We start from the raw sequence: 15899 nt of genomic DNA, 5'->3' as shown, positions 1-15899 counted from the left end.
GGTCAGTGGAATTCGACCAGGTACTTCTGGTCGTCGTTGCCCTCGTAGACGGTGTGGCACGCCACGAAGAAGTGGCCGGCGTGCCAGTACGGGTAGTTCTCCAGGTCGGAGATGTCGACATGGTCCGAGGCGCCGTCGGCGAAGCCCGCGTATTTCTTCATCGCGCCGTTCGCCGGGTCGATGGTGACCAACTGTCCCGCCACGTCGTAGTCCGGCGGCTCCAGGGCGAGCACCTGGCCGTCCACGAAGTCCAGGCCGACGATGTCCTGCTTGTCGGCCGGCTTGGCGACCCACTTCTGCTTGCCGTCACTGGTGTTGAAGGCGACGATGCCGCTCAGCACCTGGCCCTTGCTGTCGCCCTGGCTGCGCAGCGTCAGATAGACGGTGTCCTTGCTGACCAGGATGTTGTGCACGTCCTGGGCGCCGTTGTCGCCGAGGGAGACGTCGTATTTGTCGGTGCCCAGCGAGATCCTGGACTGCATGCGGCCGTTTGCGAGGGTGACCACGTCGGTGCTGTTGCTGTTCTCGGTGCCGAGCACCACCACGACCGGGTCGGTGGACACGATCGCGTTGACCTCGGTGCCGGTCGGCGCCTCCCACGACCACTTCGACTTGCCGTGGTTCTCCGGGTCGATGGCCTGGACCTTGTAGGTCTTGTAGTCGCAGTTGACGATCACCACGAACTGGCTGCCGCCCGCATAGCCGTCGTCCTCGCAGTCGCCGTTGCCGCCCTGCCACAGCACCGCCTGGGTGGACAGCCGGTAGCCGATGGACCCGCTGAGCCAGTCGACGCCGACCGTGTCGCCGCTGATCGCCATCTGCGAGTAGTCGAAGTCGGTCTTGCCGCCGGTCGCTCCCGGCAGGTTCACCGACCACTTCTGCACACCGGTCGCCAGGTCGAAGACCATCACCTGGTTGCAGCTGGGGCCGTACTGGACCGCCGCCAGGTTCTGGTACGTGTCCTTGGCCGCCGCGCAGTCGCCGCGGGAGGCGGCGGGCAGTGTCCAGGCGGGGTCGCCGGTGCCCAGATCGAAGGCGACGACCTTGTCGATCTCCTGCTTCACCACGTATTTGTCGGTGAACCAGATCCCGAAGACCGTCTTGAGGTTGTCCTTCTCCGCGACCTTGTCGGCCGGCTTGTCCCAGCCGAACTGCAACTGGCCGGAATGCGGCGCGGTGGTCGGGCCGTCGCTGCTGCTCTGCGCGATCGGCTTGGGGCCCGGCTTGGGGTCGTCGCCGCCCTTGGTGGCGAGGTAGACGCCGCCGCCGATCACCAGCACCGCGGCCACCACTGCCGCGACGACGACCAGCAGCTTGTTGTTCGACCGCCCGCCGGGAGCGCCCGGATACTGCTGCGGGGCCGGGTAGCCGTAGGGCCCCTGCGGCGGCACCTGGCCGTACTGCGGGTGGCCCGGATACTGCGGCTGGCCCGGATAGGGCGGCGGGGGCTGGGCGCCCGCGTACTGCGGGGGCGGCGGCGGGCCCTGCGGCGGCGCCTGGGGCGGGAAGGCCGCCTGGGCGGGCGGCTGCGCGTACGGATTCTGCGCCGGCGGCACCGGCTGCGCGTACGGGTTGTCGGCGGCGGCCGGCGGGCCCGCCGCCGGGTAGCCGTAACCGCCGCCCGGGGGCGGCGGCGGGGTCTGCGCCGGGTAGCCGTAGCCCTGCGGCGGGAGCGGAGTCTGCGGCTGCTGCGCCTGCGGGGGCGGCGGCGGGGGCGGTACCGCTCCGTCGGACGACTTCCCGAACTCGGGCGGGTTGCCTGGCGGCGGGGGCGGCTGCGACATGAGCGAGACCTCTTCGAACTGACTTCGGGGTCGGGTTGGCGGAAATTATTTCTATCACCCCGGCACCCTTGCCCCCGTGGGCCGCCGCTGTTCCGTTACCGCCCTGCCACAGGTTCTCCCCCGCCGTCAGCCCACCCCTACTGCCCTGCGTCGTCGGCGAGTTCGAGCCAGCGCATCTCCAGGTCCTCGCGCTCCTCGCGCAGGGCCCGCAGCTCCGCGTCGATCTCGGCGACCTTCGCGAAGTCGGTGGCATTCTCGGTGATCCGCGCGTGCAGCACCTTCTCCTTGTCGCCGACCTTGTCCAACTGCCGCTCGATCCGCTGCAGTTCCTTCTTCGCCGCCCTGGTGTCGCCGGCCGGCTTCTCCTTCGCCGGCGGCGCGGGCGGGGCGGCGGCCTCCGCGATCACCTGACGGCGCTCCAGATACTCGTCCACGCCGCGCGGCAGCATCCGCAGCGTCTGGTCGCCGAGCAGCGCGAAGGTGCGGTCGGTGGTGCGCTCCAGGAAATACCGGTCGTGGCTGATCACGGCCATCGACCCCGGCCAGCCGTCCAGCAGGTCCTCCAGCTGGGTCAGCGTCTCGATGTCCAGGTCGTTGGTCGGCTCGTCGAGGAAGAGCACGTTCGGCTCGTCCATCAGCAGGCGCAGCAGTTGCAGCCGGCGCCGCTCACCGCCGGACAGGTCGCCGACCGGCGTCCACTGCTTCTCCTTGGTGAAGCCGAACTTCTCGCACAGCTGCCCGGCGGTCATCTCCCGGCCCTTGCCCAGGTCGACCCGCTGCCGTACCGCCTCCACCGCCTGGAGTACCCGCCAGGTCGGGTCGAGCTCGGCGACCTCCTGCGACAGGTACGCCAGCCGCACCGTCTTGCCCACCACGACCCGGCCCGCGGCCGGCTGCTTGTCGCCGTCGCTCACCGCCGCGTCGGCCAGCGCCTTGAGCAGCGAGGTCTTGCCCGCGCCGTTCACCCCCACCAGGCCGACCCGGTCACCCGGGCCGAGCTGCCAGGTGATGTGCCGCAGCAACTGCTTCGGGCCGGCCGTGACCGTCACGTCCTCCAGCTCGAAAACGGTCTTGCCGAGCCGCGAGTTGGCGAACTTCATCAGCTCCGCGCTGTCCCGCGGCGGCGGCACGTCCTCGATCAGGGCGTTCGCCGCCTCGATCCTGAACCGCGGCTTCGACGTACGCGCCGGGGCGCCCCTGCGCAGCCACGCCAGCTCCTTGCGGACCAGGTTCTGCCGCTTGGTCTCCTCCGTCGCCGCGATGCGCTCGCGCTCGGCGCGGGCGAAGACGTAGTCGCTGTAGCCGCCCTCGTACTCATAGACCGTGCCGCGCTGCACATCCCACATCCGGGTGCACACCTGGTCCAGGAACCAGCGGTCGTGCGTCACGACCACCAGCGCGGACCTGCGGGCCCGCAGATGCGCCGCGAGCCAGGCGATGCCCTCCACGTCCAGGTGGTTGGTCGGCTCGTCCAGCACGATCAGGTCCTGCTCGTCGATCAGCAGCTTCGCCAGCGCGATACGCCGGCGCTCACCCCCCGACAGCGGGCCGATCACCGTGTCGAGCCCGGCCGGGAAGCCCGGCAGGTCCAGCCCGCCGAACAGCCCGGTCAGCACGTCCCTGATCCGGGCGTCGCCCGCCCACTGGTGGTCCGCCCGGTCCCCCACGACCTCGTGCCGCACGGTCGCCGCCGGGTCCAGGCTGTCGTGCTGCGTCAGCACCCCGAGCCGCAGCCCGCCCTGGTGCGTCACGCGTCCCGCGTCCGGCTCCTCCAGCTTCGCGAGCATCCGCACGAGCGTCGTCTTGCCGTCCCCGTTCCGCCCGACGACCCCGATCCGGTCCCCCTCGGACACCCCCAGGGACACGGCGTCCAGCAACGCCCTCGTGCCGTACGTCTTGCCGACGGCTTCGACGTTGACCAGGTTGACGGCCACTTCGGGTCTCTCCAAGCGCAGGGAATCATCTCCCCCTCACCCTAATCGCCCGGCGGCCCGGGCCCCTTCACACTCCCGATCCCCCGGCGAGGGCCGGGGTCACAGGAGGGTGGCGCCCGGGGCCGGGGAGAGGGCCGGGTGGGCCCCGGAGGGGAAAGCGGCGGCCAGGGCGTCGGCCGCGGCCCGGGAGGGGGCGAGGAAGGCGCACGTCGGGCCGGAGCCCGAGACGAGCGCCGCCAGGGCGCCGGCCTCGCGGCCGGCCGCGAGGGTGTCGGCGAGCGCGGGCCGCAGGGAGACGGACGCGGCCTGGAGGTCGTTGGACAGCGCGTCGGCCAGCGCGGCGGCCGAGCCCTCCCGCAGGGCGGCCACCAGCGCCGGGTCCGCGCCGGGCGCCGGAAGGTCCGCGGCCAGGTCGCTCCCCCCGCCGGCCCGCCGCAGGCGGTCGCACTCCCGGTAGACGTCCGGCGTCGACAGCCCGCCTTCCGCGACCGCGAAGACCCAGTGGAATTCGCCGCCGACCTCCAGCGGGGTGAGGATCTCCCCGCGCCCGGTCCCGAGCGCGGCGCCCCCGACCAGCGAGAAGGGCACGTCGCTGCCCAATTCCGCGCACAGCGCGAGCAGCTCCTCGCGGGGCGCCCCGAGACCCCACAGCGCGTCGCACGCGACCAGCGCGCCCGCCGCGTCCGCGGACCCGCCCGCCATGCCCCCGGCCACCGGAATGTCCTTGTCGATGTGCAGGTGCACATCCGGCTCGACGCCGTAGCGCTTGGCGAGCGCGACCGCCGCCCGTGCGGCGAGGTTCGTCGCGTCCAGCGGCACACTGGCCACGTCCCGCCCGGCCGCGGTGATCCGCAGCCCTTCCGCGGGCGCGGCGCTGACATGGTCGTACAGTCCGACCGCGAGGAAGACGGTGGCCAGGTCGTGGAAGCCGTCGGGGCGGCGGCCGCCGACCGAGAGCTGGACGTTGACCTTGGCGGGCACGCGGACGGTGACGGCGCTCACGGGCGGGGGCTCCTCATCTACGGCGACGGGCTACGGCTTGTGTTCTGCGACGGCGGCGAATTCCTCGACCGTCAGTGCTTCACCGCGGGCCTGCGGGGACACCCCGGCGGCGACCAGCGCGGACTCCGCGGCCGCGGCGGACCCGGCCCACCCCGCGAGCGCGGCCCGCAGCGTCTTGCGGCGCTGCGCGAAAGCGGCGTCGACCACCGCGAAGACCTCCTGGCGGCTCGCCGACGTACGCGGCGGGTCGCGCCGCACCAGCGCCACCAGCCCCGAGTCCACGTTGGGCGCGGGCCAGAAGACGCTGCGCCCGATCGCCCCGGCCCGCTTGACGTCGGCGTACCAGTTCGCCTTCACCGACGGCACACCGTAGACCTTGTTGCCCGGCCCGGCGGCGAGCCGGTCGGCGACCTCGGACTGCACCATCACGAGCGTGCGCTCGATACCGGGGAAGGTCGCGAGCATGTGCAGCAGCACGGGCACGGCCACGTTGTACGGCAGGTTCGCCACCAGGGCGGTGGGCGGCGGGCCCGGGAGCTCGGTCACCGCCATGGCGTCGCTGTGGACCAGGTCGAAACGGTCCGCCCTGGCGGGCAGCCGGGCCGCCACCGTCGCGGGCAGCGCCGCCGCCAGCACGTCGTCGATCTCGATCGCCGTCACATGCGCGGCCGCCTCCAGCAGCGCGAGCGTCAGCGAGCCCAGCCCGGGGCCCACCTCGACGACCGTGTCGTCGGGCCCGACCTCCGCGGTCCGCACGATTCTCCGTACGGTGTTCGCGTCGATCACGAAATTCTGCCCGCGCTGCTTCGTCGGCCGCACGCCGAGCGCCGCGGCCAGCTCCCTGACGTCCGCGGGGCCCAAAAGGGCGTCGCTCCCAGTCCCACTCACGCGCCCTAGGCTAATCGCTCCCCCACCCCGCGCTTCCCCCGGCAACCGGCCCGCACCACTCCCTGCGGGGTGCTGTCACGGACTCGACGGTGCCGCTGCGTGGGTGCTGGTCTCGCAGTTCTCCCCCAGCGCTTCGCCTGGGGGTACCCCCACGCGCCCCTGGGTGACAGCCTCGTCCTGTCGCGTTCACCGTTGCGGTCCGGTGGGGGCGGGGCGCGCAGTCCCCCGCGCCCCTGAAAAACGGTCACCCTCTGCGGCAGAGGCAACGCCTGGGCGTAGGAGTGCGCAGGCCCGAAGGGGCGCGGGGAACTGCGCGCCCCTTCGAAGAGGCGCGCAGTAAGCAATGCCACCGCAAGTGCCAATCACCCCGGGGGCGCGTGGGGGTACCCCCAGGCGAAGGCACACCGCAAGGGGCGATCACCTGGTGCGTGGGGAGGCGCCGCGTCGCGGGAAGAGGTGGGGGCCGCACGTCGGCCAGGGTGAGGCGCCGCGCGAGGCGTAGAGGCGCTTGGCGCGAGCCGTCTGCTCCGCAGGGTCCGCGTTCTGGGGCAGCCCCCGGCCGCCGAGGCCGCGCCAGGTGCGGACGTCGAACTGGTAGAGGCCGCCGTAGCGCCCGGTGGGGTCGACGGCGTGCGCGCGCCCGCCGGACTCGCACAGGGCGAGCCCGTGCCAGTCCAGGCGGGGGGTGGGCGCGGATGTGCCGACGCGGAGGACCTCGGCGACGGGCGCCCGGACGAGCGCGGTGCGCAGGACGCGGGTGGAGCGGGCCACGCCGTCGACCGTGCGTACGGCGTAGCGGACCTCGCGCAGCCCTGAGCGCCCCGGCACGGACACCGCCGTGGACCCGCGGGGCAGGGACGGGTCGCGGCGGCGTACGACGCGGTAGGGCACCCTCTCGCGGCGGGTGGCCCGCGAGGTCCGCACGCGTACGACGGTCACGGCGAGGCCTTCCGCCGGGAAGCCGTCCATGGCAGGCGACACCGTGTCCTCGGGGCCGAGGACGAGGCCGGCGTCCGCGACGGCCTTGCGGACGGTGAGCGCGTGCGTGCGCACGATGTGCGCGCGGCCGTCCGCGACGACGGTGACGCGGCGCTGCGTGCGGACGGACAGCGCGAGCCCGAGCCGCCCGATGGCGGCGCCGCGGGAGGCGTCGACGAAGGCGTCGTCGGCGCGGACGCCGAGCTGCCGCAGGGCCGCGGCGACGGTGGTCCCCGTGGTCCAGACGCGGCGGCGGCGCCCGTCGAAGGTGAGGGTCAGCGGGCGGCCGTAGCGTACGGCGACGGCGTCGCCGTCGTGCAGGGGCGTCCCGGGCGCGGGCGCCACGATGTCGTGGCCGCCGACCGCGATGTGCTGGCGGCGCAGGACGCCGGCGACGTCAGCGGCGAGGGTGTGGACGGTCCGCACCCGGCCGTCGACGCTGAGCCGTACGGTCTTGTCGGCCACGACATACGACCCGGCGCTGCCGGCGAGCACCGCCACGACGAGTGTCTGCGGTACGAGCCTGCGCGCGTGTCCGGCGAGGTGAATGCTCACGGTGCCGGACCTTAAAGCCTAAAAGCGGCAGAACACCGCATTTCACCTCACGTGTCGTAACCGAACGCCCGTGCGGTGTTGGCGGCGACGGCCGCCGCGAGCAGGTCCTCGTCGTCCCCCCTGGCCGCGGCCATCGCGCGCAGCGTGACCGGGATGAGGTAAGGCGCGTTGGGCCGCCCGCGGTGCGGCACGGGGGTCAGGAAGGGCGCGTCCGTCTCGACCAGCAGCAGTTCGCGCGGGGCGACGGCGGCCGCGTCCCGCAGGTTCTGCGCGGACTTGTAGCTGACGGTCCCGGCGAAGGACATGTAGTAGCCGTGCTCGGCGCACACCTTGGCCATCTCGGCGTCGCCGGAGTAGCAGTGGAAGACCACGGTGGCGGGCGCGCCCTCCTCCGCGAGGATGCGCAGCACATCGGCGTGCGCGTCCCGGTCGTGGATGACCAGTGCCTTGCCGTGGCTTTTGGCGATGGCGATGTGCCGGCGGAAGGAGTGCTGCTGGTCCTCGACCCCCTCGGGCCCCGTGCGGAAGTAGTCGAGGCCGGTCTCGCCGACCCCGAGGACCTGCGGCAGCGCGGCGAGCGCGTCGATGGCGTCGATCTCGGCGTCGAGCCCGGCCCGGCCTCCCCCGGAGGCGCGGGCCGCCACCCGCGGCGCCTCGTTCGGGTGCAGCGCCACCGTGGCCCAGATGCGGTCCCACGCGGCGGCCGTCTCGGCGGCCCAGCGCGACCCGGCGAGGTCGCAGCCGACCTGGACGAGCGTGTCGACGCCGACCGCCGCGGCCTGGGCGACGGCGTCGGCGACACTGCCGGACTGCATGTCGAGGTGGGTGTGGGAGTCGGCGACCGCCACCCGCAGCGGCTCGGGCGCCGGGGGCGGTGCGGTCGGCTTCTTGCTGTCCCTGTCTGGCATGCCCCCGATCCTAGGGACCCGGTCCCGCGGGCCTGCGCCTAGGCACCCGCCCAGGAACCCGCCCGCAATGTACCGGCGGCGGGGCTCATTCCCCTGCCTTGCCCCCCTCGTCGGCCTTGGGCTCGTGCCTGCGGTGCAGGAAGTGCAGGGCGGACCAGTGGTGCGGCGACGCGGGGGCCGGCGCCCGGCGCGGGGCAGGCCGTACGGCTGCCACGCCCGCGACCCGCCCCGGGGTCATGATGCGCACCCGGTGGCCGTCGCAGTTGTCGCACGTGGGGTGGGTCAGCGGGGACGGCACCTGGGTGCCGTCCGCGAGGTAGGTGACGTAGCCGCGGCCGAAGGTGTCGACGTGGTGCTCGATCTCGTAGGCTTGCTCCCAGCCGTGCCCGCAGTTCATGCAGGCGAACGAATAGGCCTCGTGGACGACGTTCGCGCCCGGGTCGGCGGCGGCCGGCGGCTTCGGTCCGCTACCAATGGTGTCGCTCATGTGCAGCTCCTGCGCGCCCTCCGGGCACAGCGCCCGGATCGGGACTTCCACTCCCCAGCGAACGCCCCGCAGGCAGCCGCCGCAGCAGCCGTGTCCGACTCTTGAGCCAGATTTGGGGTCTATGTGGGAGTTGGCCGGTGTCGCTTTGCCATGCGCGCGGTTTAGGGCGCGCGACTCGGCTCGTACGGAGCCCGGAAGCCGTACGGAACCCGCCGGACAGGCCGGGGGTAGGCCTCATACCGAGCCGTGCTTGGCGGCGACGACCGCGTCGAAGACGTCGCGCTTGGGCAGCCCCGCGTCCGCGGCGACCGCGGCGATGGCCTCCTTGCGGCGCTCACCCGCGGCCTCGCGCGCCGCGACCCTGCGGACGATCTCGGCCTGGTCGAGGTCGGCGGGCCCGGGCGCCGGAGCGCCCTCGACCACGACGGTGATCTCGCCCCGTACACCGTCCTGCGCCGCCCAGCGGGCCAGTTCGGCCAGCGGGCCGCGCCTGACCTCCTCGTAGGTCTTGGTCAGCTCGCGGCACACCGCGCCGCGCCGTTCGGCGCCGAAGACCTCGGCCATGGCGGCGAGCGTGTCGTCGATACGGTGGGTGGCCTCGAAGTAGACGAGCGTCCTGCGGTCCGCGGCGACCTCGCGCAGCCGGGCCAGCCTCTCGCCCGCCTTGCGGGGCAGGAAGCCCTCGAAGCAGAAGCGGTCGACGGGCAGCCCGGAGACGGCGAGCGCGGTCAGGACGGCGGAGGGCCCGGGAACCGCCGTGACGGTGATGCCGCGCTCGACGGCGGCGGCGACCAGCCGGTAGCCGGGGTCGGAGACGGAGGGCATCCCGGCGTCGGTGACAAGGACCACACGCGCGCCGCCGGCCAGCGCCTCGACCAGCTCCGGTGTGCGGCCCGTCTCGTTGCCCTCGAAGTAGGACACGATCCGCCCGGTCGGCTCGATACCGAGCGCCTGGGTGAGCCGGCGCAGCCGCCGGGTGTCCTCGGCGGCGATGACGTCGGCGCCGGTCAGCTCGGTGCCGAGCCGCGGCGGGGCGTCCGCGGGGTCGCCGATGGGGGTTCCGGCCAGTACGAGGACGCCTGCGGCTTGCGTGGTCACCGCCCTAGCTTCCCACTCGCTGCGGCCGCCCGGTCTCCCCCTGGCGGCGTCCCGTGCGGGCCGCACAGCCGGCGCACGGGTTTACGGACAAACAGGGGCGGCCGGGCGCCGACCTCATCACATTTTCAGAGGCGTTCCCTACGATGGGCCGGTGACGAGTGAGACCGCGACGCAGGACCGGGCCGCCGAGGCTGTTCTGGCACAGCCGCATCCGAGCCCCTGGGCGCAACGGCTGCGCAGGTTCGGCTATGCGGAGAGGCCGCGCACCGACACCCGCGAGCGCCTGGTGCCGCCCTTCCCCGAGCCGGGGACGCGGCTGTGGCGTTCGCTGGGCGCCGGCCAGGAGCTGTCGTACCTGCTGGCCAGGATCTCGGGCTGGCTCGGCCCGGTCCTGGTGGCGGTCTTCGCCGGCGCGCTGCGCTTCTGGCACCTGGGCACGCCCCGCGAGGTCGTCTTCGACGAGACGTACTACGCCAAGGACGCCTGGTCGCTGCTCCAGTTCGGCTACGAGGGCACCTGGCCGGACGCCAAGATCACCAACCCGGACCTGCTGGGGCACCCCCAGACGATCCCGCTGTCCGACGCCCCCGGTTACGTGGTGCACCCGCCGGCCGGCAAGTGGGTGATCGCGGTCGGCGAGTGGATGTTCGGGATGAACCCCTTCGGCTGGCGCTTCATGATGGCCGTGCTCGGCACCCTGGCGGTGCTGATGCTCTGCCGCATCGGGCGCCGGCTCTTCCGCTCCACCGCGCTGGGCTGCCTGGCCGGGGTGCTGATGTCGGTGGACGGCCTGGAATTCGTGATGAGCCGGATCGCGCTGCTCGACCTGGTGATCATGTTCTTCGCCCTGGCCGCCTTCGGCTGCCTGCTGGTGGACCGCGACTGGTCCAGAGCGCGGCTGGCGCGGGCGCTGCCGGTGGACGAGTCGGGCTGGGCGGGCCCCGACCGGCACGTCGGCGGACGGGTCGGCATGGGCTGGCGCCCGTGGCGTATCGCCGCGGCGGTCTGCCTCGGCCTTGCCGCGTCGAGCAAGTGGAACGGCTTCTACTTCCTGGCGTTCTTCGTGATCATGACGCTGGCCTGGGACATCGGCTCGCGCCGCGTCGCGGGCGCCCGGCAGCCGTGGCTGGCGATGCTGCGCAAGGACTTCGGCTGGTCGGTGCTGACCATGATCCCGGTCACGCTGCTCACCTACCTGGCGACGTGGACCGGCTGGTTCATGTCCGACAAGGCCTACAACCGGCACTGGGCCGACGGCCGCGGCGGCACGTGGTCGTGGATCCCGGGGTCGCTGCGCAGCCTGTGGCACTACGAATACGAGGTCTACCAGTTCAATGTGGGGCTGCACACGCCCCACCCCTACCAGTCCAACCCGTGGAGCTGGCTGGTCCTGGGCCGTCCGGTGTCGTACTACTTCGAGTCGCCCAAGCTCGGCCAGGACGGCTGCCACAGCGCGGGCGGCTGCTCCAAGGAGATCCTGGCGCTGGGCACCCCGCTGCTGTGGTGGTCGGCCTGCTTCGCGCTGCTCTACCTGGTCTACCGCTGGATCCTGCGCCGCGACTGGCGGGCCGGGGCCATCCTCGGCGCGCTGGGCGCGGGCCTGCTTCCGTGGTTCCACTACCAGGACCGCACGATCTTCTACTTCTACGCGGTCGCCTTCGTGCCGTACCTGTGCCTGGCGGTGGCGATGATGGTGGGCGCCTTCCTCGGCCCGCCGGGTACCGGCGAGGGGCGCCGGATGTGGGGCGCGGTCGGCGCGGGCACCCTGGTCCTGCTGATCATCTGGAATTTCATCTACTTCTTCCCCATCTACACCGGCATGACCATCCCTTACAGCGGTTGGCAGGCCAGGATGTGGTTCGACTCCTGGGTGTGACCCCGCCGCAACCCACAGGGGACCCGGGTAGAGTGCCGCTGGGAGCGCGCTCATTTGAACGCGTTCAGGGGGCGGGAAGAGGGGGTCTCGGTGCCTGTGGCACGGGGGGTCAAGACCGGCGTCATCAGCGCGGTCTTCATCTGCATGGTGAGCGTCGCGGGCTACGGCGCCTACAACATCTACACGGGTCTGGACGGCAGCAGCACCGGCACCGAGCCGGCCGCCACGACCAGCAGGGACGAGCCGCTCAGCACGAAGGACGTCACCGGCACCGCGGCGGACTTCCTGGCCGCCTGGTCGTCAGGTGACGACGCGAAGGCCGCCAAGCTGACGGACTCCGCGGGGACGGCGGCGACGGCGCTGGCCGAATACCGCGACAAGGCGAGCATCACCAAGGTCACGGCGACGGCCACACCGACGGACAGCACGACCGACTCGACCGCGGCCGCGGGCGCGGCCGGCACCACCGTGTCGTTCACGGTGCAGGCGACCATCACCTACCAGAATCTGGCGCCGAAGGTCTGGACGTACGGCTCGACCCTGGCCGTCGGCCGCGACACGGTGGGCGATCCGGCCGTCAAGTGGGCGCCCAGCGTCCTGGAGCCCGACCTCAAGGACGGACTGTCCCTGGTCACGGGCCTCGCGACGTCGCCGGACCTGGACCTGGTCGACCGGCACGGCAAGACCATGACCGCGGCGCAGTATCCGGGCCTCACCGACGTCTTCACCGACCTGCGCAAGCGGTACGCGAACGCGAAGCTCGGCGGCACCGCCGGCATCGAGACCTATGTGACCGACGACGGCGGCAACCTCGTCAAGACGCTCTACTCGGTCGCGCCCGGCAAGAACGCCAAGCTCAAGACGACGCTGGACGCCGGCATCCAGGCGGCGGCGGAGAAGGCGGTCAAGAAGTACGGCCAGTCGGGGGTGACCGCGCTGGACACCGGCGACGGCTCGATCCTCGCCATGGCGGCCAACCCGCCCGGGGGTACGAACTACGCGCTGTCCCTCCAGCCGCCCGGCTCGACCTTCAAGATCGTGACGGCGACGGCGCTGATGCTCTCGCCGCAGCACTTCACGCCCCAGTCGAAGTCGCAGTGCGTCGACGGATACGCGGCCACCGGCGGCAAGGCGTACCACAACGTGACGCGCGACAAGCTGGACGCCACGCTGGCCTGGGACTTCTCCCGGTCCTGCAACACCGGCTTCATCCGGCTCTCGAAGTACCTGACCCCGGATTCGCTGACGGACGTCGGCAAGAAGTACTTCGGGCTCGTCGGCGACGCCCGCCCCTGGTACACCGGCACCGGCACCACCGACGGCAGCATCCCCGGCGGCACGGGCGACGAGATGACGTCGGAGATGATCGGGCAGGGCCAGGTGCTGATGAACACGCTGAACATGGCGTCGGTCGCCGCCACCGTCCGGGACGGCGCATTCCACCAGCCGTCGATCCTGCAGGACACCGGCCTGATAGAGAACCGGCAGCACCTCGGCGCCACCCCGCTGCCCTCGGCCGTCCGGCAGAACCTGATGTCGATGATGCACCTGACCGCGACCGACGGCACCGCCGCGGGCCTGCTCACCGGCGTGAAGAGCCCCTACGGCGCCAAGACCGGCTCGGCCGAGGAGAACGAGAACGACCTGCCGACCGGCTGGTTCACCGCCTACAGCGGTCATGTGGCGGCCGCCGCGATGGTCATGGAGGGCGACCACGGCAACAAGTCCGCGGGCCCGATCGTCGCGGACGTCCTGCGCGCCTCGTAGCCGCCGTGGCACGGCAGTGCCCCCGCCCGCGGCGACCGCGGACGGGGGCACCCGTATGCCGGGGGCTCAGCCCAGCAGCACCGGCAGCCGCAGGTGGCCGTGCGAGATGAACGACGCGACCGGCTCCAGCTCCTGCGCGGGCGCCGCCAGCGCCAGGCCCGGGAAGCGGGCGAAGAGCGCGGGCAGCGCTATCTCGGCCTCCAGCTGGGCCAGCGGGGCGCCCAGGCAGCGGTGGACGCCGTAGCCGAAGGCCAGGTGCTCCTTGTCGACCCGCAGGACGTCGAACTGGTCGGCGGTCGGCCCGTGGTAGGCCGGGTGGCGGCCGGCGGCCGAGTAGGACGCGAGGATCGCCTCGCCCTTCCTGACGCGCACCCCGCCGGCCTCGACGTCGTCGACCGCGTAGCGCAGCGGGAGGCTGGCGACCGGCGCCTCGGCCCGTAGCGTCTCCTCGATCACGTCGCTCCAGTTCGCCTTGCCGGACCTGACCAGTTCGAGCTGGTCGGGGTGGGTGAGCAGGGCGTGGACAGCGTTGTCGAGCAGGTTGACGGTGGTCTCGTGGCCCGCGCTGATCATCAGGATCAGGGTGTCGACGAGTTCGCCCTCGGTCAGCCGGGAGCCGTCCTCCTCGCGGGCGGAGATGAGCACGCTGGTGAGGTCGTCGCCCGGCGTCTCCCGCTTGAGCGCGACCAGGCCGCTGAGCACCTGGTGGATGCCGGCGAAGGTGGCGGCGGCGTCCTCCGCGCTGATGGCGGTGTTGAAGATGTTGTCGACCAGCCGCCGCAGCTCCTTGCCGGTCTCCTCGTCCTCGACGCCGAAGAGCCGGCTGATCACCTGGATCGGGATCGGGTAGCAGTACGCCTCCCGCAGGTCGACCGGCTCGCCGGCCGGTGTCGCGGCGAGGCCGTCGAGCAGGTCGGCGGTCAGCTGCTCGATCCAGGGGCGCATCGCCTCGGTGCGGCGTGCGGTGAAGGCCGTCGACACCAGCTTGCGCAGCCGCCGGTGGTCGCCCCCGTAGGCGGTGAACATGTTGGTGACCGCGACCCAGGTGAAGAGCGGCCAGTCAGGGGTGATCTCGCCGTTCGCCCAGGCCGTCCAGTGCTGCCGCGGGTCCTTGGAGACCCGCGGGTCGGTCAGCAGCTCCTTGAGCAGCGCCTGGTCGGTCACCGCCCACGCCTGGACCCCGCCAGGAAGCTCCACCAGCGTCGCGGGGCCGCGTTCGCGGAGTCGGGCTCCCTCGCCGTGGATGTCACGCCCTGCGGGGTCGATGACGAGGGGGTCTGCGGGGTGCGCTCGGTTGTCCATCCGGTGGCTCCAGGGGTCTCTTCCGCGGCGGCCGGCGCGGTGACGGTGATCGGCGGGTATACGACGGGCAGGGCGACCAGGGCCCGGTGGAAGGGCCCCTGCCGCCACTCCAGCTGCTCCACCTCGCAGTCGAGTTCGATGTCCGGCAGCCGGTCGAGCAGTTTCTCCACCGCGACCGACGCGATCAGCCGGGCCGGGCTCTTGGCGGGGCAGGTGTGCGGGCCCGCGCTCCACGACAGGTGGGCGCGGTTGCCGCCGCGCCGCTCGCCGCTGAGGACGGGGTCGGTGTTGGCGGCGGTGAAGCTGACCAGGATCGGGCTGCCGGGGGACAGCCCGACGCCGTCGACCTCGGTGTGCTGGAGCGCGTAGTGCACCGCGTAGTTGGCCAGCGGCGGGTCGGCCCACAGCACCTCGTCGAATGCCTCGTCGACCGGCATGCTGCCGCCCGCGAGGTCGCCGGCGAAGCGGTCGTCGGACAGCAGCAGGAGCAGCGAGTTGCAGATCAGGTTCTGCTCGGGCTCGGTGCCCGCGCCCACCAGCAGGATGAGCTGGTGCAGCATCTCCTCGTCGGTCAGCTGCGCCGGGTGCGCCATCATCCAGGACGTGACGTCGGCGCCGGGCTCGCCGCGCTTGAGGGCGACGAGTTCGGCCATGCCCTCGCCGAGGATCCGGTTCGCCTTCTCCGAGTCGGCGTCGGCGTCGAAGATGCCGGACATGCCGGCGACCAGCTTGTCGCCGATGTCGGCGGGGCAGCCGAAGAGCCGGTTGAAGACCAGCAGCGGCAGCAGCGCGCCGTATTCGCCGAGCAGGTCGGCGTGGCCGCGGGCGCCGATGCGGTCGATGAGGATGTCGGCGCTCTCCTCGACGTAGCCGCGCAGCGCGTTGGAGTCGACCTGGCTGAGGCTGTCGGTGATCACCCCGCGGTAGCGGGCGTGCGCCTCGCCGTCGGACCACAGGGCGTTGGGCCGGTACATCATCATCGGCACCACCGGGCTGTCGCCCGGCACCGTGCCGTCGGCCAGCGCCCGCCAGTTGCGCGGGTCCTTCGAGAAGCGCTCGGGGCTGCGCAGCACCTCCAGCGCGCTCTGGTAGCCCAGGACGAGGGTGGCGTCGACGCCGGGGGCTATCTCCACGGGCGCGACGCTGCCCTGGGCGCGCAGCGCCGCGAAGGTCGCCTTGGGGTCGGCCGCGTGCTCCGGCCCGTAGAGGCGCCTGGCGCCGCCCGCGTGGGCGGGGCAGCCGGGCGGCGGGGAGGGCGGCCCGGCCGGGGCGGTCTCCGGGTTCGGTACGGACTCTGGCGCGGTGGGGGACGTCATCCTG

Annotated in this window: 12 protein-coding genes; 2 read left to right on the top strand and 10 right to left on the bottom strand. The window is 72.6% G+C overall.

The features are described 5' to 3' along the window. Positions 1-2: 2 nt before the first annotated feature. From OG900_25675 to rsmI, 8 genes are all read right to left on the bottom strand, one after another. Complete coding sequence (locus OG900_25675; protein WUH93168.1) at positions 3-1784, bottom strand: PQQ-like beta-propeller repeat protein; 1782 nt, start codon at positions 1782-1784, stop codon at positions 3-5. A gap of 137 nt (positions 1785-1921) precedes the next feature. Then, positions 1922-3718: an ABC-F family ATP-binding cassette domain-containing protein gene (locus OG900_25670; GenBank protein WUH95923.1), complete on the bottom strand. Its 1797-nt coding sequence runs from the start codon at positions 3716-3718 to the stop codon at positions 1922-1924. Positions 3719-3817: 99 nt separating this feature from the next. Then, on the bottom strand, positions 3818-4720 hold the full coding sequence (locus OG900_25665; GenBank protein WUH93167.1) for a 4-(cytidine 5'-diphospho)-2-C-methyl-D-erythritol kinase: 903 nt from the start codon (positions 4718-4720) through the stop codon (positions 3818-3820). 30 nt (positions 4721-4750) lie between these two features. After that, complete coding sequence (gene rsmA / locus OG900_25660) at positions 4751-5608, bottom strand: 16S rRNA (adenine(1518)-N(6)/adenine(1519)-N(6))-dimethyltransferase RsmA (GenBank protein WUH93166.1); 858 nt, start codon at positions 5606-5608, stop codon at positions 4751-4753. A 417-nt stretch (positions 5609-6025) separates the two neighbouring features. After that, positions 6026-7141 carry a ubiquitin-like domain-containing protein gene (locus OG900_25655; protein WUH93165.1) on the bottom strand — a complete coding sequence of 372 codons (1116 nt, stop codon included), beginning with the start codon at positions 7139-7141 and terminating at the stop codon, positions 6026-6028. 47 nt (positions 7142-7188) lie between these two features. Beyond that, the gene (locus tag OG900_25650; protein ID WUH93164.1) at positions 7189-8049 is read right to left on the bottom strand and encodes a TatD family hydrolase; all 861 of its coding nucleotides are present in this window, start codon (positions 8047-8049) and stop codon (positions 7189-7191) included. Positions 8050-8134: 85 nt separating this feature from the next. After that, entirely contained in the window at positions 8135-8536 is a 402-nt protein-coding gene (locus OG900_25645) for a hypothetical protein (GenBank protein WUH93163.1), read from the bottom strand. A 234-nt stretch (positions 8537-8770) separates the two neighbouring features. After that, on the bottom strand, positions 8771-9634 hold the full coding sequence (gene rsmI, locus OG900_25640) for a 16S rRNA (cytidine(1402)-2'-O)-methyltransferase (GenBank protein WUH93162.1): 864 nt from the start codon (positions 9632-9634) through the stop codon (positions 8771-8773). A gap of 151 nt (positions 9635-9785) precedes the next feature. On the opposite strand from rsmI, the gene OG900_25635 reads away from it, so the two are divergent. Continuing rightward, on the top strand, positions 9786-11510 hold the full coding sequence (locus OG900_25635; protein ID WUH93161.1) for a phospholipid carrier-dependent glycosyltransferase: 1725 nt from the start codon (positions 9786-9788) through the stop codon (positions 11508-11510). Between the two features lie 90 nt (positions 11511-11600). Beyond that, complete coding sequence (locus OG900_25630) at positions 11601-13277, top strand: penicillin-binding transpeptidase domain-containing protein (GenBank protein ID WUH93160.1); 1677 nt, start codon at positions 11601-11603, stop codon at positions 13275-13277. Between the two features lie 66 nt (positions 13278-13343). On the opposite strand, the gene OG900_25625 is transcribed toward OG900_25630, so the two are convergent. Together OG900_25625 and OG900_25620 are read right to left on the bottom strand one after the other, a co-directional pair. After that, a complete protein-coding gene (locus tag OG900_25625; GenBank protein ID WUH93159.1) occupies positions 13344-14441 on the bottom strand; it encodes a cytochrome P450 in 1098 nt (365 codons plus the stop codon). After that, a complete protein-coding gene (locus OG900_25620; protein ID WUH93158.1) occupies positions 14438-15895 on the bottom strand; it encodes a cytochrome P450 in 1458 nt (485 codons plus the stop codon). Before OG900_25620 ends, OG900_25625 begins: the two co-directional genes overlap by 4 nt. Positions 15896-15899 lie beyond the last annotated feature (4 nt).

Source organism: Streptomyces sp. NBC_00433 (assembly GCA_036015235.1).
In the GTDB taxonomy this organism is placed as follows: Bacteria; Actinomycetota; Actinomycetes; order Streptomycetales; family Streptomycetaceae; genus Actinacidiphila.
Note: the sequence above shows the minus strand (reverse complement) of the source record. Positions and strands in the feature narration are given on the sequence as shown.

Bases quoted from the DNA above. Each gene is read 5' to 3' on its own strand.
- OG900_25650 (WUH93164.1), bottom strand. From the start codon at position 8,049: ATGCCAGACAGGGACAGCAAGAAGCCGACCGCACCGCCCCCGGCGCCC.
- OG900_25620 (WUH93158.1), bottom strand. From the start codon at position 15,895: ATGACGTCCCCCACCGCGCCAGAGTCCGTACCGAACCCGGAGACCGCC.
- OG900_25675 (WUH93168.1), bottom strand. From the start codon at position 1,784: ATGTCGCAGCCGCCCCCGCCGCCAGGCAACCCGCCCGAGTTCGGGAAG.
- OG900_25645 (WUH93163.1), bottom strand. From the start codon at position 8,536: ATGAGCGACACCATTGGTAGCGGACCGAAGCCGCCGGCCGCCGCCGAC.